We start from the raw sequence: 19,634 nt of genomic DNA on the forward strand, positions 1-19,634 counted from the left end.
AAGCCCGCCGGCAAGGCGGGCTTCTTGATAAGCCATTCAGAGCAGGAAGATCGTCGCCAAGCCCAGGAAGATAAAGAATCCACCGCTGTCGGTCATGGCGGTGATCATCACGCTGGCGCCCATCGCCGGGTCGCGTCCCAGGCGAGCCAGGGTCATGGGAATCAAAACCCCCATCAACGCCGCCAACAACAGGTTGAGGGTCATCGCAGCGGTCATGACCACTCCCAGCGACCAGCTTCCATAGAGCAGATAGGCCACAACGCCAATCACGCCACCCCAGATGACGCCGTTGATCAAGGCCACCGCCAGTTCCTTGCGCATCAACCGCGACGTGTTACCCGTACTGACCTGGTCCAGCGCCATGGCGCGAACGATCATGGTAATGGTCTGGTTGCCGGAGTTACCGCCGATGCCGGCAACGATAGGCATCAACGCCGCCAGTGCTACCAGCTTCTCGATGGAGCCTTCGAACAGGCCGATGACGCGCGATGCGACAAACGCCGTGATCAGGTTGATCGCCAGCCAGGCCCAGCGGTTACGCAGTGATTTCCAGACAGAAGCAAAAATGTCTTCTTCTTCCCGCAGACCCGCCATGCTGAGGACTTCGCTTTCGCTTTCCTCACGAATCAGGTCAACCATTTCGTCGATGGTGAGACGGCCGATCAGCTTGCCGTTCTTGTCCACCACCGGCGCCGAGATCAAGTCGTAGCGTTCGAACGCCTGGGCCGCATCGTAGGCATTCTCGTCAGGATGAAAGCTCACGGGATCGCTGGCCATCACCTCGGCCACCTGCTTTTCCGGGTCGTTGACCAGCAGACGCTTAATGGGCAGTACGCCCTTGAGCACGCCGTCATAATCGACGACGAAGAGTTTGTCGGTATGCCCCGGCAGCTCCTTCAGACGACGCAGGTAACGCAAGACCACTTCAAGGCTGACGTCCTCACGGATCGTCACCATCTCGAAGTCCATCAGCGCACCGACCTGCTCCTCGTCGTAGGACAACGCCGAGCGCACACGCTCGCGCTGCTGGCCATCGAGGGCTTCCATCAGTTCATGGACAACGTCGCGGGGCAATTCGGGGGCAAGGTCGGCGAGTTCGTCGGCGTCCATTTCCTTGGCTGCGGCGAGAAGCTCATGATCATCCATGTCGGCGATCAGGGTCTCACGAACCGAGTCGGACACTTCAAGCAAGATGTCGCCGTCGCGATCGGCCTGGACCAGTTGCCAGACCGTCAGGCGCTCTTCCAGCGGCAAGGCTTCAAGAATGTAGGCGACGTCGGCGGAGTGCAGGTCATCGAGCTTGCGTTGCAACTCGACGAGGTTCTGCCGGTGGACCAGGTTCTCGACCCGGTCATGATGCGGCCCTTCCTGGCGATGCGTCAGGTCTTCCACGACCCGCTGGCGATGCAGCAGCTCAACGACTTGAGCGAGGCGATCCTGAAGGCTTTCCTGCGTTTTTTTTACTTCGATTTCAGTCATAGGCGAACTCCACTCCCAGCAGTGGAGCACGCCGGAAGGATCAATCAGTTAATTCATGATTGGCAAAACAAGCTGTTGAGTAACTACTGGGTAAGTCCATGAAGATATTCCAAAGCCCCGGCGGGGCTGACGGGCGCAATCATACACCGCTTAGCGCTGTAAAACGTTAAAAAATCATGGCAAGAACAAGCGCTTGCGAGACAAACCTGAACACAGGCTGAACCTCTGCATCTACGACGACTTATTCTGAAAAGAAAACACACCACCCGGCAAAAATGCAGCGGCTACCCTTGCTCTATTCACCGTCAAGGAGGACGCCAGGATGCCTGGATTCCGCTGTCTATTTTTGCTCTACGCCCTGCCCTGCCTGCCGCTCTGGGCTGGTGAGCACCTTGTGCATCGCTGCGAAGACATCGCTGGGCAGATCACATACACGAGCTTGAGCTGCGGACCGGGAGAAACCCTGACGCTGCAGCCGATCCATTCGTTCAACCCAGGCCACATCAAGCCAATGCTGCCCGAAGCCGAGAGCCGTCAAACATCCAGCAACAAAACCAGGCACAAGCAACCGACCATTGTCGGTGGCCTCGAAGACCGCTGCGCAAACCCGATCAGCGCCGGCCGACGCCGCGAAGCCGTCATCAACCGACGGATCATCGCCGGCATGAGCCAGCAAGACGTCGAGAGCGCGCTTGGCAAGCCCGACACGATCAAGGTGCGGAATTCGAGCACGCGGTATACCTACAAAACCAAGAAGGGTCGCAGTGCAGAGGTGATATTTGACGAGAAAGGATGTGTAAAAAACTGAATCGCAGACAGCAAAAAGCCCGCGATAAACGCAGGCTTTTTGGTGTTTGGTGCACTCGACAGGATTCGAACCTGTGACCGCTCGGTTCGTAGCCGAGTACTCTATCCAGCTGAGCTACGAGTGCAAGTTGTGGTTTTATACCAGATCACAACTGGTTGAAGCCAAGTTATTTGCATTGCTGCAAGCAACTCTTAAATGGTGCACTCGACAGGATTCGAACCTGTGACCGCTCGGTTCGTAGCCGAGTACTCTATCCAGCTGAGCTACGAGTGCATTTGTTGCCGCGCATTATAGGTCGCTAAATCTTTTTGTAAAGCGCTTTTTTCAGTAATTTCAAACACTTACCGATCAAGCCAGATTACAGCGCACTAAACGAATAATGGCGGAGAACGGGGGATTCGAACCCCCGACACCCTTTTGAGGTGTACTCCCTTAGCAGGGGAGCGCCTTCGGCCACTCGGCCAGCTCTCCGCAACACGGGGCGTATATTAACCACCTTCATCCCCGTTTGCAAACATAAAAATCGATAAAAATTAATGGCTTGGTTCGTCGTCCTTCTCTTTCTTGATACGCAGGTAAATTTCCTCGCGGTGCACAGCGACCTCTTTCGGGGCGTTGACGCCGATACGCACTTGGTTTCCTTTGACGCCGAGCACGGTCACGGTGATTTCGCCATCGCCAATAATCAGGCTTTCTGCACACCGACGGGTCAGAATCAGCATACCTTTCTCCTCACGCAATTCACTTAAGGGACAACCGTCTGCAAAAAAGGCATGGGACCTACAACCGAAACGGTCGCAGCCTACAGGCCTAGTATTGACCAGCGCGCGCAAAAGAACAGTTTTGGGACACGCCATTTGGAAAAACAAAGGGCGCGGTGAAAACCGCGCCCTCAAGGCAGCGCCTTACTCGCCCTGTCGGGCCGCAGCGTCGAGTTCAAACGCCGTGTGCAGGGCGCGCACGGCCAGCTCCAGGTACTTCTCTTCAATCACCACGGACACCTTGATTTCCGATGTGGAGATCATCTGGATGTTGATGCTTTCCTTGGCCAGGGATTCGAACATGCGGCTGGCCACGCCTGCGTGAGAACGCATGCCCACACCGACGATCGAGACCTTGGCGATCTTGGTGTCGCCAACCACTTCGCGGGCACCGATCTCGCCGGCCGTTTTCTTCAACACAGCTTCGGCGGACTGATAGTCGTTGCGGTGCACGGTGAAGGTGAAGTCGGTGGTGTTATCGTGCGCGACGTTCTGCACGATCATGTCGACTTCGATATTGGCGGCACTGATCGGGCCGAGAATCTTGAACGCCACGCCGGGGGTGTCTGGCACGCCACGGATGGTCAGCTTGGCTTCATCGCGGTTGAAAGCGATGCCGGAAATGATCGGCTGTTCCATGGATTCCTCTTCATCAATAGTAATGAGGGTGCCCGGACCCTCCTTGAAGCTGTGCAGGACGCGCAGCGGAACGTTGTACTTGCCAGCGAATTCAACCGCACGGATCTGCAACACCTTGGAACCGAGGCTGGCCATTTCCAGCATCTCCTCGAAGGTAATCTTGTCCAGGCGCTGGGCCACGGGCACGACCCGTGGATCGGTGGTGTAGACGCCATCGACATCGGTGTAGATCTGGCATTCATCCGCCTTGAGGGCCGCCGCCAGCGCAACGCCAGTGGTGTCGGAACCGCCACGCCCCAGGGTGGTAATGTTGCCGTGCTCGTCTACGCCCTGGAAACCGGCGACCACCACGACGCGACCGGCCTTCAGGTCGCCGCGAATCTTTTGGTCATCGATCTGCAGGATACGCGCTTTGTTGTGCGCACTGTCCGTCAGGATACGAACCTGGTTGCCGGTGTAGGACACCGCCGGCACGCCACGCTTGATCAGCGCCATGGCCAGCAGAGCGATGGTCACCTGCTCGCCGGTGGAAACGATCACGTCCAGCTCGCGGGGAACCGGTTGCTGGTCGCCGCTGATTTGCTTGGCCAGATCGATCAGACGGTTGGTCTCGCCGCTCATTGCCGACAGCACGACCACCAGGTCGTCGCCCGCTTCACGGAATTTCTTAACCTTGTCGGCGACTTGTTCGATTCTCTCGACGGTGCCGACCGAGGTGCCTCCAAATTTCTGTACGATCAAAGCCATTTCAAAGCCGCCTCTGCCCATGAAGGGCGCCCAAATAATCAATCAACAGCGGCCGGGCCCACCTTGGCGAGCCCGGAGCGCCGTCTTAAATACCCTGCTCTACAAATGCAACGGTCTGGGCCAGTGCCGCGTCCAATGCGCCGGCGTCGGTACCGCCGCCTTGCGCCATGTCCGGACGACCACCGCCCTTCCCGCCCACTGCTGCAGCGGCCTGCTTCATCAAATCACCGGCTTTGAGTTGGCCAGTCAGGTCTTTGGTCACGCCTGCGACGAGAACGACCTTTTCCTCATGGACACCGCCGAGCAGGATCACTGCGCGGCCGAGTTTGTTTTTCAGTTGATCGACCAGCGCCAGCAGCGCCTTGCCATCCTGGCCGTCGAGACGCGCGGCCAGCACTTTCACGCCCTTGACGTCCACCGCCTGGGCCGACAGATCGTCGCCCGCGGCGCTGGCAGCCTTGGCCTGCAACTGCTCGAGTTGCTTTTCCAGCAGGCGGTTGCGCTCCAGCACAGCCGACAGCTTGTCGATCAGGTTGTCACGGCTGCCCTTGATCAGGCTTGCCGCTTCCTTGAGTTGTTCTTCCGCCGCATTGAGATACGCCAGCGCCGCAGCGCCAGTGACCGCCTCGATACGCCGCACGCCGGAGGCCACGCCGCCTTCACTGACGATCTTCAGCAGGCCGATGTCGCCGGTGCGATTGGCGTGGATGCCACCGCACAGCTCAACGGAGAAGTCGCCCATGCTCAGCACGCGCACGCTGTCGCCGTACTTCTCGCCAAACAGCGCCATCGCGCCCTTGCGCTTGGCGGTCTCGATGTCGGTTTCTTCGGTCTCTACCGGGGAGTTCTTGCGAATCTCGGCGTTGACGATGTCTTCCAGCGCCTTGAGCTGTTCAGGCTTGATGGCTTCGAAGTGGCTGAAGTCGAAACGCAGGCGCTGGCTGTCCACCAACGAGCCTTTCTGCTGGACGTGCTCGCCCAGCACCTGGCGCAAGGCTGCATGCAGCAAATGCGTGGCGGAGTGGTTCAGCGACGTCGCGTGACGAACCTCTGCATCGACATGGGCGGCCACGGGCGCAGCGATCATCAGGCTGCCGGAGGCCAGCACGCCGTGGTGCAGGAATGCGCCGCCGGTCTTCGTGGTGTCACGCACGTCGAAGCGCGAGTTGCCGGCCTGCAGGTAGCCGCTGTCGCCAATCTGGCCGCCGGACTCTGCGTAGAACGGGGTCTTGTCCAGGACGATCACACCTTCCTGGCCTTCGCTCAGGATGTCGACCGACTGGCCATCCTTATAGATGGCGACGATCTTGGCCGAACCGGTGGTTGCGCTGTAGCCGGTGAATTCAGTGGCCACGTCAACCTTGACCAGGCTGTTGTAGTCCATGCCGAAGGAGCTGGCGGAGCGCGCCCGCACGCGCTGGGCTTCCATCTCGCGCTCGAAACCTTCCTCGTCGAGGGTCAGGTTGCGTTCGCGGGCGATGTCGCCGGTCAGGTCCATCGGGAAGCCGTAGGTGTCGTACAGCTTGAACACCACGTCGCCCGGGACCACATTGCCCTTGAGCTCCGCCAGGTCCTGTTCGAGGATTTTCAGGCCTTGCTCCAGGGTCTTGGCGAATTGCTCTTCTTCCGCCTTGAGCACGCGCTCGATGTGCGCTTGCTGGGACTTGAGTTCCGGGAAGGCTTCGCCCATCTCGGCCACCAGCGCTCCGACGATCTGATAAAAGAAGCTGCCCTTGGCGCCCAGCTTGTTGCCGTGACGGCAGGCGCGACGGATGATCCGGCGCAGCACGTAGCCGCGGCCTTCGTTGGACGGCAGCACGCCGTCGGCGATCAGGAAGCCGCAGGAACGGATGTGGTCGGCCACCACTTTCAGCGAAGCCTGGTTGTCGTTGGTGCAACCGATGGCCTTGGCCGACGCGCTCAGCAGGCTCTGGAACAGATCGATTTCATAGTTGGAATGGACGTGCTGCAGCACCGCACTGATCCGCTCCAGGCCCATGCCGGTGTCCACAGACGGCGCTGGCAGCGGATGCAACACGCCATCGGCGGTGCGGTTGAACTGCATGAAGACGTTGTTCCAGATCTCGATGTAGCGGTCGCCGTCTTCTTCCGGCGAGCCGGGTGGGCCGCCCCAGATGTCGGCGCCGTGGTCGTAGAAGATCTCGGTGCAAGGGCCGCATGGGCCAGTGTCGCCCATGGTCCAGAAGTTGTCGGACGCGTAGGGCGCGCCCTTGTTGTCGCCGATGCGCACCATGCGTTCAGCCGGGACGCCCACTTCCTTGGTCCAGATGTCGTAGGCTTCATCGTCAGTCGCGTAGACCGTGACCCAGAGTTTTTCCTTGGGCAGGTTCAGCCACTTGTCAGACGTCAGGAACGTCCAGGCGAAGGTAATGGCGTCGCGCTTGAAATAGTCACCGAAGCTGAAGTTGCCCAGCATTTCGAAGAAGGTGTGGTGACGAGCGGTATAGCCGACGTTTTCCAGGTCGTTGTGCTTGCCGCCCGCGCGCACGCATTTCTGGCTGCTCACCGCACGGGTGTAGGCACGTTTTTCCTGGCCCAGGAAGCAGTCCTTGAACTGGTTCATCCCCGCGTTGGTGAACAGCAGGGTCGGGTCGTTGCCCGGAATCAAAGAGCTGGAGGCTACTCGGGTGTGGCCTTGCTCTTCGAAGAAGCGAAGGAAGGCTTCACGGATTTCTGCGCTTTTCATTAGGTTCTTCCACGGAGGCTGCGGCCAAAGGCCTGTGCATAACGTCAACAGACGAAGCAACGGCAAAGGGCCGCATTATATCGGCCCTTTGCGTGGGGTACAGCGTGTTTATGCGATAGAAACTGTCAATTGGCCCGGTTGGCGGGTCATTGGCGGGAAAATTCGACGAAAGTGGCGACCACCCGATCAATTTGCGCCGCGCTTACGTCCATGTGCGTCACCATTCGCAGGCGCGACGCCGCGCTGAGCTTGACGCCCCGCTCACCAGCAAACGCCTTGATCGCCTCGGCCCGCTCGCCCATGTGCACATAGACCATGTTGGTCTGCACCGGCTCGACCTCGTAGCCCGCCGCCCGCAAACCCTCGGCGAGCCGCTGGGCATTGGCGTGGTCATCGGCCAGGCGCTGGACGTTATGCTCCAGGGCATACAACCCCGCCGCGGCGAGGATCCCGGCCTGGCGCATGCCGCCACCGACCATCTTGCGCAGCCGGCGTGCCTTGCCGATCAGTTCGGCGCTGCCACACAGGACCGAGCCCACCGGAGCGCCCAGGCCTTTGGAAAGGCACACCGACACCGAATCGAAATGCTGGGTGATTTCCCGCGCATCGACATTCAATTTGACGGCGGCGTTATACAACCGCGCGCCGTCCAGGTGCAGGGCCAGGCCATGTTCCCGCGTGAAGCGCCGAGCCCGGGCCAGGTATTCCAGCGGCAGGACCTTGCCTTGCATCGTATTTTCCAATGCCAGCAGCCGGGTACGGGCAAAGTGAAAGTCGTCGGGCTTGATCGCCGCCGCGACGTGCGCCAGATCCAGGGAGCCATCCGCCTGCACTTCGAGAGGCTGGGGCTGGATCGAGCCGAGCACCGCCGCACCGCCCCCCTCGTATTTGTAGGTGTGGGCCTGCTGGCCAACGATGTATTCGTCGCCGCGTTCGCAGTGGGCCATCAACCCCAACAGATTGCTCATGGTGCCCGTGGGCACGAACAACGCCGCAGCGAACCCCAGGCGTGCGGCCAGCTCGGCTTCCAGGCGATTGACGGTCGGGTCTTCGCCATACACATCGTCGCCGGTCGGCGCATTGGCCATGGCATCCAGCATGCCGGCGGAGGGTTGGGTAACCGTGTCGCTGCGAAGATCGATAACACTCATGAATCTGGCCTCGGGTTCTGGTGGGGAATTCCCTTTCGGAGGGCAATTACTGCGGGCATGAGCAGAATTAATCAAGACCGGCCTGAGGAATTTCCGTGGTGAGGGAGCTTGCTCCCGCTCGGCTACGAAGTAGCCGCCAGAGATTGAGTCTGCTTCGCAGTCCAGCGGGAGCAAGCTCCCTCGCCACAGTGCGTGCTCATGGCTTCCGGGTCATGCACTGCACCGAAATATGTGTTAAAAATCGTCCGCCGTCACAAAATGTGTCGGCAAAACGTTCTCAGGGCGGGGTGCAATTCCCCACCGGCGGTAATTGCGCGCAATGCGCATAGCCCGCGAGCGCTTGGCACTACACGGCTTTTGCGGTGCAGCGACAAGGTCAGCAGACCCGGTGTGATCCCGGGGCCGACGGTCATAGTCCGGATGAAGAGAGAACGGGATTGACACCCAAGGGCCGACGGCGACTCTGTGCGCGGCGTACCCTCGAATCCCCTTCGATTCATGACGCCCTGTTTTTCACACAAACAGGAACCAGAACATGCAACCCACCGCAATCGACAGCAAGACCAAAAACCATCCGGGCGAGCGCGTCGCGTTCATCCAGGCCTGCTGGCACAAGGAAATCGTCGACCAGAGCCGCAAAGGCTTTGTCGCCGAGATGATCAGCCAGGGCTATCAGGAAAGTGACATCGACTTCTTCGAAGTCGGCGGTGCCTTCGAAATTCCGCTGCACGCCAAGCTGCTGGCCAAATCCGGCCGCTACGCCGGCATCGTCGCGGCCGGCCTGGTAGTAGACGGCGGCATCTACCGCCACGAGTTCGTCGCCCAATCGGTGATCAGCGGCCTGATGCAGGTCCAGTTGGAAACCGAAGTGCCGGTGTTCTCGGTCGTGCTGACGCCGCATCACTTCCATGCCGGGGAAGAACATCAGAAGTTCTTCTTCGATCATTTCGTGCACAAGGGCCAGGAAGCGGCGAAGACCTGCGCCGATACGCTGCACAAGACCCGGGCGCTGCGCCGCAGTGAACAGCGGGCGGTAGCGGTCTAAAGCTGCAAAAAAACCTGTGGGAGCGAGCTTGCTCGCGATAGCGGAGTGTCAGTCACCTTCAACATAGACTGAAACGCCGCTATCGCGAGCAAGCTCGCTCCCACAATAGTTCGGTGTGGGTTTTAGATCAGGTTTTCATCCGTCGCCGGCACGATCAGGATCCCCGCCCGCAAGCCATTCTTGACCTTGGGGTTCGGGAAGATGATCCGTGCGCCCTCTTCTTCGATCACCCAGCGTGTATGGGCGATGTCTTCGGCCAGCACGTAGCCTTTCTCAAGCTCCGAGAAGTTCTCGATGTCCGCCGGCAGGTTCAGGCGGAAGCTGTCGCTGTGCTTGATGATTTCCCGTGCGACGCTGAACAGTTGCAGGCCGTCGAGGCTGTCTTCCGTCTCCGGTTCGTTGCCTTCGATGATCTGCTGCAGGCGCGTTTCCAGCAGGCTGACATTGACGCCGTCGTTCTGGCCGAATGGCCGGGCCTTGCCCAACTCCAGGGTGAAGGACTCGGCGCCGAGCTGATCGTAGGTATAGGCGCTGAACACGATGGACGGCTTGTTCTGCAGCAGCACCGCCTCCATGCCCGCCGCACGCAGACGGGCCAGTTCACGGCGTGAATGCTGGCGGCCTTCTTTCCATGGATACAGGGCGAATTGCTCGATCTTCGAACCGCGGATGGCGGTGTGCAGGTCGTAATGCAAGCGGCTGCGGTCCGGCACGCTGAAGAAACTCGCGGCCAGCCTTTCCAGCTCACAGGCGCGCAACGCCTCGGGGCCGCCGCTCAGCTCATGGCGACCATTGAACAGGCGATTGACGTCCTGCTCGACAAAACGCTCGCCGCGACGGATCGCCTCGGGGTTGCCGAACAGGAACAGGATGCGCGCCCGAGGCTTCAGGTCGCCACGGGCGATGTCGTGCAGCAGGCGGTCGAGCAATTCGATCGGCGCGGTTTCGTTACCGTGGATACCGGCCGAGAGCAGCAGGTCCAGGCCATTATCCCGCGCCTCGGGCGGCTTGACCTCCAGCGCGCCCTCGCTCAACCAGCGCATCCGTACGCCTTCGACAGTCAGTTGAGTCTTCTCCGCCGGTTCACGGCCGGCGAGGGTCAGTTCAAGCAGTTTGCCGAGGGCGAGCATAGTGCGATTTCCTTAATGGTCGTGGCCGCAATCCGGGCCATGGACATGATCGTCATCGCTCATGTCAGCCGGCTCCATTTCCAGCTGCAGGCTGACCAGGTTGGTCGCCAATGGGCGCAACAGCAGGTTGGCGTATTCCTCGTCCCCTTCCTCGACATCGACGCCGATCAGCAACTGGCCGCGGCCGTCCTGCTGGATCCACAGCTCCTTGCCCTGCCACATCACCGCGACGCGGGTGCAGGAGGTTTCCAGTTGCGTGCCGTCGGTGTCTTCAAGGATCAGTTGCAGGGTATCGCTCATGTTTTTACATTCTCGTCTGGGGATAAGGCAACGCGCCCTGCTTTGACTGTAGTCAGGTCGCGCGCGCTTTCAATTGATCTGGAAAGGATAGACCGAGCCAAGTTTAAGGATTTGTGTCAGCTCATCCAGGGCCGACCGGCATTCCAGCAGCAATTGCGGGTCCGCCAGGTCGTTTTCGGTCATGCGGTCGCGGTAGTGAGTCTCGACCCACTGGGTCAGCGAATCGTACAGCGGCGCGGTCATGATAACCCCTGGGTTGACGGCCGCCAGCTCGGTTTCGTTCAGCGCCACGCGCAACCGCAGGCAAGCCGGGCCGCCACCGTTCTGCATGCTTTGCTTGAGGTCGAAGACCTTCACCTCACGGATGACGCCGCCAGAGCTTGTGAGGCCTTGCAGGTATTGCCAGACGCGTTCGTTGCCGCGGCACTCTTCCGGGACGATCAACAGCATCGAGCCATCGGCACGCGACAGCAATTGGCTGTTGAACAGGTAGGAACGTACCGCGTCATCGACGGTGACCGCCGAACGCGGTACGCACACCGATTGAAATTTCCCACCGACCTTGGCGAGTTTGTCGCTCAACTCGGCCAGCATCTTCTCGGTCTCGAGGAACGCGTCCTCGTGGTAGAACAGCACCTCGCCGTTGCCCACCGCGATCACGTCGTTGTGGAAAACACCCTGGTCGATCACCGCCGGGTTCTGTTGGGCGTACACCACGCCCTCCTCACTCAAGCCATGCAGGCGAGCGACGGCGCGGGAGGCTTCGAGGGTCTGGCGCGCCGGGTACTTCTGTGGCGACGGGAAACGACTGTCGAACGCACTGCGGCCGAACACGAAGAACTCGACACCAGCCTCGCCATAGGCGCGGCAGAAACGCGTGTGGTTGGCCGCACCTTCGTCACCGAATTGCGCCACGGCTGGCAACGCGGCGTGGTGGGCGAAGTGTTGTTGGTTGGCGAACATCGCCCCCAGCACGCGACTGGTGGTCGGGTGCTCGATGCTGCGGTGGTATTTGCAGTTGAGGTTGGCGGCGGTGAAATGCACGCGGCCGTCAGCCGTGTCGGCGCTCGGGCTGACGGTGGCGGCGTTGGCTACCCACATGCTCGACGCCGAGCAACTGGCGACCAGCAACGGCATCGCTTCTTTCGCGGCCTGCTGGATGACCTGCGCGTCGCTGCCGGCAAAGCCCAAGCGGCGCAAGGCCGCCACGTCCGGACGTTCCTGTGGCGCCAGCACACCTTGCTGGAACCCCATGTCCATCAGCGCCTTCATTTTCGCCAGGCCTTGCAGCGCCGCTTCCTTGGGGTTGGAGCATTGCTGGCTGTTGCTCTGGGAGGCGACGTTGCCGTAGGAGAGCCCGCCGTAGTTATGGGTCGGCCCCACTAGACCGTCAAAGTTGACTTCATAGGATTTCATCAGCGAGGCTCCATGAGAATCTGTTTTTTATAGGCATTCAATAACGACTGCGGCGCGCCGATCGTCGAATCGCCGCCCGGAGCAAGCTCGCTCCCACAGGGTCCTGCACTGTCCTTGTGGGAGCGAGCTTGCTCGCGATTGGGGCTCACACCATTGTCACGCCGGGAGTGAGGGCCGCCGGCATGACCAGGCTCGGCGTTTCCAACGACGCCACCGGATACGCGCAATAATCCGCCGCGTAATAAGCGCTGGCGCGATGGTTGCCCGAGGCGCCGACACCGCCGAACGGCGCGCTGCTGGCGGCGCCGGTCAGTTGTTTGTTCCAGTTGACGATACCGGCGCGGCTTTGCAGCCAGAACTGCTCATAGCGTTCCTGGGAATCCGACAGCAACCCGGCGGCCAGGCCATATTGAGTGTTGTTGGCTTCGGCGATCGCACCGGCGAAATCCTTGTAGCGGATGACTTGCAGCAACGGCCCGAACAACTCCTCGTCGGGACGCTCGGTCACGGCGGTGACATCGAGGATCCCCGGCGTCAACAACGCCGCCTGGGATTGTGGCTGGGTCATGGACAGCAGCGGCACGGCCCCCTTGCCCAGCAAATGATTCTGCGCATCCATCAAGGCCTTCGCGGCGCCGAGGGACACCACCGAGCCCATGAACGGCGCCGGTTGCTGGTCAAACGCCCCGACTTCGATGGTGGCGCTGACCTGCACCAGGCGCGCCAGCAAGGCATCGCCCCACGGGCCTTCCGGCACCAGCAGGCGGCGTGCGCAAGTGCAGCGCTGGCCGGCGGAGATGAACGCAGACTGGATGATGGTGTACACCGCCGCATCGACATCGGCCACTTCATCCACCACCAGCGGATTGTTGCCACCCATCTCCAGCGCGAGGATCTTGTCCGGACGACCGGAGAATTGTTGGTGCAACAGGTTGCCGGTACGGCTGGACCCGGTGAAGAACAGCCCGTCGATGCCCGGCTCCGCCGCCAGGGCGATGCCGGTTTCACGCGCGCCCTGCAGCAGGTTCAGCACACCCGCCGGCAGGCCGGCTTCGGCCCAGCACTTGACCGTCAGCTCGGCGACTTTCGGCGTCAGCTCGCTGGGCTTGAACAACACGCAGTTGCCCGCCAGCAGCGCCGGCACAATGTGGCCGTTGGGCAAATGGCCGGGGAAGTTGTAAGGGCCGAACACCGCCACCACGCCGTGGGGCTTGTGGCGCAGCACGGCGGTGGCGTCGCCCAGGGGGCCGCTCTTCTCGCCGGTACGCTCGCGATAGCTCTGCACCGAAATGGCGACCTTGTTGATCATGCTGGTGACTTCGGTGGCCGCTTCCCACAGGGGCTTGCCGGTTTCCTCACCGATGCAGCGGGCCAATTCGTCAGCGTGAGTCTTCAGGGTGCCGGCAAATGCTTCCAGTACCTGGATACGTTCGTCCAGCGGACGCCGAGCCCAGTCCGGGAACGCCTGGCGCGCAGCCTGCACTGCGGATTCCACCTGGGCCGCCGTGGCGCCTCTTCCAGACCACAGCACTTGCTGGGTCACCGGGTTCAACGACTCGAAGGCGTCGCCCTGGCCTTCCAGCCAACTTCCAGCGATGTACAGCGATTTCATTATTTCGACTCCCGAGCAGCGGACAACGCCACGGCACGCACCTGGTCGCCAGCGTTGAGTTGAAGACGTTTGGCGGTCAGCGGATCGACCACCAGGGTGCCCGCGGCAAAGCGCGCCGGCGCCGCCGTGATGCGGCAGTCCTGGCATTTGCGGTTATGGATGAGGAACGGCGTGGCGTCATCGCCTGGTGTGCCGATGGCCAGCACCAGCGCCTGGCTGTCGCGGATCGCACGGATCTTGCCGGTCTCGCATTCGACTGCCGGGCCGGCATCGAAGATGTCGACGTAGCCCTGGTAGCTGAAGCCTTCGCTCTTGAGCATCGACAGCGCCGGCTCGGTGTCGGGATGAACCTGGCCAATCACGGCCCGGGCGTCCTCCGACAGGAAGCAGGTGTACAGCGGAAACTTGGGCATCAGCTCGGCAATGAACGCCTTGTTGCCCACGCCGGTCAGGTAATCGGCCTGGCTGAATTCCATCTTGAAGAAATGCCGGCCCAGGCTTTCCCAGAACGGCGAGCGGCCATTTTCGTCGGACATGCCGCGCATTTCGGCGATGATCTTGTTGCCGAAAAGCTGCGGGAACTCGGCGATGAACAGCATCCGCGCCTTGGCCAACATCCGGCCATTGAGACCGTTGCGGTAGTCCGCATGGAGGAACAACGAGCACAGCTCGGAATTGCCCGTCAGGTCGTTGGCCAGGAACAGCGTCGGGATTTCCCGGTAGATGTTCAGTTCCTGGGAAGCGCTGACCGTCAGGCCGACCCGGAAGTTGTACCAAGGCTCACGCAACCCCACGGCGCCAGCGATGGCGGAAATGCCCACCACGCGACCGTCATCGTCTTCGAGCACGAACAGGTAGTCCGCGTCACCACGCCCGGCTTCGCCGCGAAACGTCTTCTCGGCCCAGCCAACCCGATGGGCCAGGCGCTCTTCGTTGGCCGGCAAGGTGGTCAGGCCGGTGCCGGTGCTGCGGGCCAGGGCGATCAGAGCGGGTAAATCGCTGCTGCGTACGGGACGAACGATCATGCTATCTCCTCAGACGGGCCGCTCACGCCACCCGCGAAACACTGCTGTTAAACCGCCACCAGGCGCACACTGGCGCCTTCGCCAACGCCCAGGGCTTCGGCTGCTTCCATGTCCAGCGTCACAGGCTTGCCTGGCGCATAGTCGAGGTCGAGCAGCACGGCGCGGTAGTCCTGCAATTGGGCGTTGGCCACCAGGTACTGGCGGCCGGCGCCCTTGACGGCTTCGCCGATCTTGACCGGCACCACGCGGCTCTGGGCGATCGAGCGGATCCCCGAGACGCGGGCATGCAAGGTCGGGCCGCCGTCAAAGATGTCGATGTAGTGATCGGTCTCGAAACCCTCGCGCATCAGGATGTCGAAGGTGATCTGTGCACGTGGGTGGACCTGCCCCATGGCTTCCTGGGCGGCATCCGGCAACAGCGGCACGTAGATCGGGTAATGGGGCATCAATTCGGCGAGGAAGGTCCGGCTTTTCAGCCCGCACAGACGCTCGGCGGCGGCGTAGTTGAGGTCGAAGAAGTTGCGACCGATGGCGTCCCAGAACGGCGAGTCGCCGTTCTCATCGCTGTAGCCGACGATCTCGGTCACCACCGAATCGGCAAAGCGCTCCGGATGGCTGGCGACGAACAGCAGGCGCCCACGGGAATTGAGTTCAGCCCAGGGCGATCCGACCAGTTCCGGCACGACGTAGAAACTCGTCAACAGGCTGTTGCCGGTCAGGTCGTGGCATTGGGAAAGCACGTGGATCTTGTTATGGATCTTCAGCTCGCGGGACGCATGAACGAAGGTCTCGTTGCGAAAGCTGTAGAACGGTTCGGAATACCCGGCCGACGCAACGATGGCCGAACAACCCACCAACTTGCCGGTGGCGGTGTCTTCGAGGACGAAGAAATAGCTCTCTTCGCCGTTGAAACTGACTTCGGCGGCGAACGAGGCTTCGCTTGCGGCGATCTTGTCGCTCAGGCGTTCCACGTCATCCGGCAAGGAAGTGACACCGATCGGGCTGTCCGCAGCCAGACGCTGTACCTCGCCCAGATCAGCCATTTGCGCGGGGCGCATCACCAGCATGGTGTCACTCCTTAACTTGAAATAAACGGTTCGACCAAAGGATCGATACACAGAGAAAAAATACTAAACGAACACCCTGGCCCGCATTGCATCTGCGGCGGTCTTCGATTTTCAGCCGCTGCAAGACTCCTGTGGGAGCGAGCTTGCTCGCGATAGCGGTGTGTCAGTCAACATTCATTTCACTGAAGCACCGCCATCGCGAGCAAGCTCGCTCCCACAAGGGAGGGCCGGGTCAGCCTCAGGCTTGCGTCAGCTTCGCCGCGGCCCGCTCGAAGCGGTCCAGGCCGGCGTCGATGTCGGCATCTTCCACCACCAGGCTCGGGGCGAAGCGAATCACGTCCGGGCCGGCTTGCAGGATCATCAGGCCTTCCTGTTCGGCGGCATTGAAGATGTCCTTGGCCCTGCCCTTCCAGGCGTCGTTCAGCACGCAACCGATCAGCAGGCCCAGGCCACGCACGTGGGTGAACAGGCCGTACTTCGCGCCGATCTGCTCCAGGCGGGTCTTGAACTTGTCGTGCTTGGCCTTGACGCCATTGAGCACCTCAGGGGTATTGACCACGTCGATCACCGCCTCGGCCACCGCGCAGGCCAGCGGGTTGCCGCCGTAGGTGGTGCCGTGTGTGCCGACGACGAGGTGCTTGGCCAGCGCTTCGGTGGTGAGCATCGCCGCGATCGGGAAACCACCGCCCAGGCTCTTGGCGCTGGTGAGGATGTCCGGGACCACGCCGTAATGCATGTAGGCGAACAAGTGGCCGCTGCGGCCCATGCCGGTCTGCACTTCGTCGAACACCAGCAGCGCGTTGTGTGCGTCGCACAGTTCGCGGGCGCCTTGCAGGTAAGCCAATTCGGCCGGCAACACACCGCCCTCGCCCTGGATCGGCTCCAGCACCACGGCGCAGGTCTTGTCCGAGACCGCTGCTTTCAAAGCCGCCAAGTCGTTATAAGGAACGTGGGTGATGCCGGTGATTTTAGGACCGAAACCGTCGGAGTACTTCGACTGCCCGCCCACGTTGACGGTGAACAGCGTACGGCCGTGGAAACTGTTGAGCGCAGCGATGATTTCGTATTTTTCACTGCCGAACCGATCGAACCCGACGCGACGGGCCAGCTTGAAAGCGGCCTCGTTGGCTTCGGCGCCGGAGTTGCAGAAGAACGCACGTTCGGCGAAGGTCGCGTCCACCAGCTTATGGGCCAGGCGCAAGGCCGGCTCATTGGTGAAAACGTTCGATACGTGCCACAACTTGTTGGCCTGTTCGGTCAAGGCTCCGACCAGCGCCGGGTGGGCGTGACCCAGTACGTTGACTGCGATACCGCCAGCAAAATCGATCAGCTCGCGACCGGACTGGTCCCACACGCGGGAACCGGCACCACGCACAGGAATGAAGGCAGCAGGTGCATAGTTGGGAACCATCACCTGGTCGAAATCGGCGCGTTGTACCGCGGCTTGCTCAACGGACATCGGAGTCTCCTGAAGAGGAACACCCACCTGGAACTGGCGGGCTTGGTAAGGATTGTAAGGACAGTTTTCAGCCCGGCCTTGCCGCCAAGCGACAACTTCTTATAGCGCCAACCCACGTTTTTCGCGGGTTTACGGCAATGCGACAAATAGCGTCGCAAAGGCGCAGTTTAAACGTTGCCGGTGTATTTGAGGTCCCTGCATCTACATTTCCCTCGGCCATGCAAAACACACCTTGTGGCGAGGGGATTTATCCCCGCTGGGGTGCGAAGCGCCCCCTAAAGCCAGGCAGCTCGGTGTGCCAGATAGATTGGGTTGGCTGTATTGGGGCTGCTTCGCAGCCCAGCGGGGATAAATCCCCTCGCCACAGAATTTCATGCACAACCCATATAAGGGGTTGCGCCAGCCTTACCCGCGTTCGGACGGCACCGAGGACAATTCGAACGGGCTGCTGCTGCGCCGCTGGTTGCGATCTTCTCGCGGTGTCGCACCAAAGAAGTTGCGATAGGCGCTGGAAAAATGAGGGCCGGAAGAGAAACCGCAGGACAGGCCGATCTGGATGATGGACTTGCTGGTCTGCATCAGCATCTGCCGCGCCTTGTTCAGGCGCAGTTCCAGGTAATACTGGCTCGGCACACGATTGAGGTACTGCTTGAAGATCCGCTCCAACTGCCGACGGGACACGCACACATGCTGGGCGATTTCGTCGGTGGTCAGCGGCTCTTCGATGTTGGCCTCCATCAGCAGCACGGCCTGGGTGAGCTTCGGATGACTGGAACCCAAGCGGTTCTGCAACGGAATGCGTTGGCGTTCACCGCCCTCGCGAATGCGCTCGACCACCAGCTCTTCCGACACCGCACCGGCCAGCTCGGCGCCGTGATCCCGGGCCAGCACCGCCAACAACAAGTCCAACACCGACATGCCGCCGCAAGCGCTCAGGCGATCACGGTCCCAGTCAAACAGATGACTGGTGGCGATGACCTTGGGGAAGCGCTCGGAGAAATCATCCTGCCAGCGCCAATGCACAGCGGCCCGATAGCCGTCGAGCAAGCCCAACTGAGCCAGGGGATAGACGCCGGCGGACAAGCCGCCAATGACGCAACCGGCCCGCACCAATTGTTTAAGCGCACTGCTCAGCGGCGAAGCCAGCGCAGTCGGCGGCTCATCGGCAACCAGGAACAGCTTCTGCAAACCTTCGAGCTTGCCCGCCCAGGGTTCGCCCGGCAGTTGCCAGGCGCCCTCGGCCGGCGGCTCGGCTTGCAGGAACGACAGCTCGTAGACCACGTCCGGATGCACTCGCTGAGCGACACGCAAGGCCTCCTCGGCCAGCGCCAGCGTCAAGGCTTTAGTGCTGGGCCAAATCAGGAAACCTATTCGATGGGCAGTCATGGCGGGCAATCCGAAGCGAAAACAGTGTTAAAGCCAAAAGCGGCTGCAACCAAATTAGACCATCTGGCGCGTGGCGCGCGGCATGATCCAAATCAGGTACGGAACAAGGGCGATTACTTGAGGCTGCCCGACAGGAATTGCTGCAGGCGCTCCGATTGCGGATTGACCAGCACTTCGCGCGGGTTGCCGCTTTCTTCGACGATGCCTTTGTGCAAGAACACCAACTGGTTCGACACTTCACGGGCAAAGCCCATTTCGTGGGTCACCACCACCATGGTCCGGCCTTCCAGCGCCAGGGCCTGCATCACCTTGAGCACGTCACCGACCAATTCCGGGTCAAGGGCCGAGGTCGGCTCATCGAACAGCATCACCTCAGGCTCCATCGCCAGCGCACGGGCAATCGCCACGCGTTGCTGCTCGCCGCCGGACATGTGGCCTGGGTAGGCGTCCTTGCGATGGGCCACGCCGACCTTGTTCAGGTAGTGCTCGGCCTTCTCGCGGGCTTCGGCCTTGGGGACGCCCAGCACATGGACCGGCGCTTCGATGATGTTTTCCAGCGCAGTCATGTGGGACCACAGGTTGAAATGCTGGAACACCATCGACAACCGCGAACGCATGCGCTGCAGTTGCTTGGGGTCCGAAGCCTTCATGGCGCCATCCTTGCCGGCGACCAGTTTCAACTCTTCGTTGTTGAGCAGGATCTTGCCAGCGTGGGGTTGCTCAAGCAGGTTGATGCAACGCAGGAAAGTACTCTTGCCGGAACCACTGGAGCCGATGATGCTGATCACATCGCCAGCGGCGGCCTTCAGGGACACGCCCTTGAGCACTTCGTGACTGCCATAGCGTTTATGCAGGTCTTGGACTTCAAGCTTGTACATGCGGTCGGTTCTCACAAAACGTCA

At 61.1% G+C, this 19,634-nt stretch carries 15 protein-coding genes, 3 tRNA genes, 1 pseudogene and 1 riboswitch; of the genes and pseudogenes, 2 read left to right on the forward strand and 17 right to left on the reverse strand.

The window, feature by feature from the left end:
* Positions 1 to 36: 36 nt before the first annotated feature.
* The gene (gene mgtE / locus M8Q45_RS18005) at positions 37 to 1,479 is read right to left on the reverse strand and encodes a magnesium transporter (protein ID WP_030142446.1); all 1,443 of its coding nucleotides are present in this window, start codon (positions 1,477 to 1,479) and stop codon (positions 37 to 39) included.
* Between the two features lie 322 nt (positions 1,480 to 1,801).
* Between mgtE and M8Q45_RS18010 the strand changes: the two are divergent.
* A pseudogene (locus M8Q45_RS18010) lies at positions 1,802 to 2,315 on the forward strand (cell envelope protein SmpA).
* Between the two features lie 19 nt (positions 2,316 to 2,334).
* Here M8Q45_RS18010 and M8Q45_RS18015 read toward each other — a convergent pair.
* The 7 genes from M8Q45_RS18015 to ltaE all read right to left on the reverse strand — a co-directional run bounded on the left by M8Q45_RS18015 (position 2,335) and on the right by ltaE (position 8,292).
* Positions 2,335 to 2,411: transfer RNA gene (locus M8Q45_RS18015), tRNA-Arg, on the reverse strand.
* 72 nt (positions 2,412 to 2,483) lie between these two features.
* Positions 2,484 to 2,560, reverse strand: a tRNA-Arg gene (locus tag M8Q45_RS18020).
* Positions 2,561 to 2,667: 107 nt separating this feature from the next.
* Positions 2,668 to 2,758 (reverse strand) — tRNA-Ser (locus tag M8Q45_RS18025).
* Positions 2,759 to 2,820: 62 nt separating this feature from the next.
* Positions 2,821 to 3,009 carry a carbon storage regulator CsrA gene (gene csrA, locus M8Q45_RS18030; RefSeq protein ID WP_003178872.1) on the reverse strand — a complete coding sequence of 63 codons (189 nt, stop codon included), beginning with the start codon at positions 3,007 to 3,009 and terminating at the stop codon, positions 2,821 to 2,823.
* A 183-nt stretch (positions 3,010 to 3,192) separates the two neighbouring features.
* Complete coding sequence (locus M8Q45_RS18035) at positions 3,193 to 4,434, reverse strand: aspartate kinase (RefSeq protein WP_030142447.1); 1,242 nt, start codon at positions 4,432 to 4,434, stop codon at positions 3,193 to 3,195.
* Between the two features lie 85 nt (positions 4,435 to 4,519).
* Positions 4,520 to 7,141, reverse strand: a complete 2,622-nt coding sequence (gene alaS, locus M8Q45_RS18040; RefSeq protein ID WP_249875821.1) for an alanine--tRNA ligase — start codon at positions 7,139 to 7,141, stop codon at positions 4,520 to 4,522.
* A 146-nt stretch (positions 7,142 to 7,287) separates the two neighbouring features.
* Positions 7,288 to 8,292, reverse strand: a complete 1,005-nt coding sequence (gene ltaE, locus M8Q45_RS18045) for a low-specificity L-threonine aldolase (RefSeq protein WP_249875822.1) — start codon at positions 8,290 to 8,292, stop codon at positions 7,288 to 7,290.
* Between the two features lie 269 nt (positions 8,293 to 8,561).
* A riboswitch (FMN riboswitch) is annotated at positions 8,562 to 8,729 on the forward strand.
* A gap of 98 nt (positions 8,730 to 8,827) precedes the next feature.
* Between ltaE and M8Q45_RS18050 the strand changes: the two genes are divergently transcribed.
* Positions 8,828 to 9,337 carry a 6,7-dimethyl-8-ribityllumazine synthase gene (locus tag M8Q45_RS18050; RefSeq protein WP_249875823.1) on the forward strand — a complete coding sequence of 170 codons (510 nt, stop codon included), beginning with the start codon at positions 8,828 to 8,830 and terminating at the stop codon, positions 9,335 to 9,337.
* Between the two features lie 122 nt (positions 9,338 to 9,459).
* On the opposite strand, the gene astE is transcribed toward M8Q45_RS18050, so the two are convergent.
* The 9 genes from astE to M8Q45_RS18095 form a co-directional block, all read right to left on the reverse strand.
* Positions 9,460 to 10,467 carry a succinylglutamate desuccinylase gene (astE, locus tag M8Q45_RS18055; protein WP_249875824.1) on the reverse strand — a complete coding sequence of 336 codons (1,008 nt, stop codon included), beginning with the start codon at positions 10,465 to 10,467 and terminating at the stop codon, positions 9,460 to 9,462.
* 12 nt (positions 10,468 to 10,479) lie between these two features.
* On the reverse strand, positions 10,480 to 10,767 hold the full coding sequence (locus M8Q45_RS18060; RefSeq protein ID WP_030142452.1) for a hypothetical protein: 288 nt from the start codon (positions 10,765 to 10,767) through the stop codon (positions 10,480 to 10,482).
* A gap of 69 nt (positions 10,768 to 10,836) precedes the next feature.
* On the reverse strand, positions 10,837 to 12,183 hold the full coding sequence (gene astB / locus M8Q45_RS18065; RefSeq protein WP_249875825.1) for an N-succinylarginine dihydrolase: 1,347 nt from the start codon (positions 12,181 to 12,183) through the stop codon (positions 10,837 to 10,839).
* A gap of 145 nt (positions 12,184 to 12,328) precedes the next feature.
* Positions 12,329 to 13,798, reverse strand: a complete 1,470-nt coding sequence (gene astD / locus M8Q45_RS18070) for a succinylglutamate-semialdehyde dehydrogenase (RefSeq protein WP_249877349.1) — start codon at positions 13,796 to 13,798, stop codon at positions 12,329 to 12,331.
* Entirely contained in the window at positions 13,795 to 14,820 is a 1,026-nt protein-coding gene (gene astA / locus M8Q45_RS18075) for an arginine N-succinyltransferase (RefSeq protein WP_030142455.1), read from the reverse strand. The genes astD and astA overlap by 4 nt, the downstream gene beginning before the upstream one ends.
* 47 nt (positions 14,821 to 14,867) lie before the next feature.
* Positions 14,868 to 15,887, reverse strand: a complete 1,020-nt coding sequence (gene aruF / locus M8Q45_RS18080; RefSeq protein ID WP_030142456.1) for an arginine/ornithine succinyltransferase subunit alpha — start codon at positions 15,885 to 15,887, stop codon at positions 14,868 to 14,870.
* A gap of 238 nt (positions 15,888 to 16,125) precedes the next feature.
* Positions 16,126 to 17,346, reverse strand: a complete 1,221-nt coding sequence (locus M8Q45_RS18085; protein WP_249875826.1) for an aspartate aminotransferase family protein — start codon at positions 17,344 to 17,346, stop codon at positions 16,126 to 16,128.
* A 405-nt stretch (positions 17,347 to 17,751) separates the two neighbouring features.
* Positions 17,752 to 18,732, reverse strand: coding sequence for a transcriptional regulator ArgR (gene argR, locus M8Q45_RS18090; RefSeq protein ID WP_249875827.1), 981 nt, complete (start codon positions 18,730 to 18,732; stop codon positions 17,752 to 17,754).
* Between the two features lie 113 nt (positions 18,733 to 18,845).
* Positions 18,846 to 19,610: an ABC transporter ATP-binding protein gene (locus M8Q45_RS18095; protein ID WP_030142459.1), complete on the reverse strand. Its 765-nt coding sequence runs from the start codon at positions 19,608 to 19,610 to the stop codon at positions 18,846 to 18,848.
* Positions 19,611 to 19,634 lie beyond the last annotated feature (24 nt).

Origin of the sequence: Pseudomonas sp. T1.Ur, assembly GCF_023516725.1 — a bacterium.
GTDB lineage: Bacteria > Pseudomonadota > Gammaproteobacteria > Pseudomonadales > Pseudomonadaceae > Aquipseudomonas > Aquipseudomonas alvandae.

Coding starts and splice junctions, on each gene's coding strand:
- astE (WP_249875824.1), bottom strand. CDS start 10,467: ATGCTCGCCCTCGGCAAACTGCTTGAACTGACCCTCGCCGGCCGTGAA.
- astB (WP_249875825.1), bottom strand. CDS start 12,183: ATGAAATCCTATGAAGTCAACTTTGACGGTCTAGTGGGGCCGACCCAT.
- ltaE (WP_249875822.1), bottom strand. CDS start 8,292: ATGAGTGTTATCGATCTTCGCAGCGACACGGTTACCCAACCCTCCGCC.
- astA (WP_030142455.1), bottom strand. CDS start 14,820: ATGATCGTTCGTCCCGTACGCAGCAGCGATTTACCCGCTCTGATCGCC.
- alaS (WP_249875821.1), bottom strand. CDS start 7,141: ATGAAAAGCGCAGAAATCCGTGAAGCCTTCCTTCGCTTCTTCGAAGAG.
- M8Q45_RS18060 (WP_030142452.1), bottom strand. CDS start 10,767: ATGAGCGATACCCTGCAACTGATCCTTGAAGACACCGACGGCACGCAA.
- M8Q45_RS18035 (WP_030142447.1), bottom strand. CDS start 4,434: ATGGCTTTGATCGTACAGAAATTTGGAGGCACCTCGGTCGGCACCGTC.
- M8Q45_RS18095 (WP_030142459.1), bottom strand. CDS start 19,610: ATGTACAAGCTTGAAGTCCAAGACCTGCATAAACGCTATGGCAGTCAC.
- M8Q45_RS18085 (WP_249875826.1), bottom strand. CDS start 17,346: ATGTCCGTTGAGCAAGCCGCGGTACAACGCGCCGATTTCGACCAGGTG.
- argR (WP_249875827.1), bottom strand. CDS start 18,732: ATGACTGCCCATCGAATAGGTTTCCTGATTTGGCCCAGCACTAAAGCC.
- csrA (WP_003178872.1), bottom strand. CDS start 3,009: ATGCTGATTCTGACCCGTCGGTGTGCAGAAAGCCTGATTATTGGCGAT.
- M8Q45_RS18050 (WP_249875823.1), top strand. CDS start 8,828: ATGCAACCCACCGCAATCGACAGCAAGACCAAAAACCATCCGGGCGAG.
- mgtE (WP_030142446.1), bottom strand. CDS start 1,479: ATGACTGAAATCGAAGTAAAAAAAACGCAGGAAAGCCTTCAGGATCGC.
- aruF (WP_030142456.1), bottom strand. CDS start 15,887: ATGCTGGTGATGCGCCCCGCGCAAATGGCTGATCTGGGCGAGGTACAG.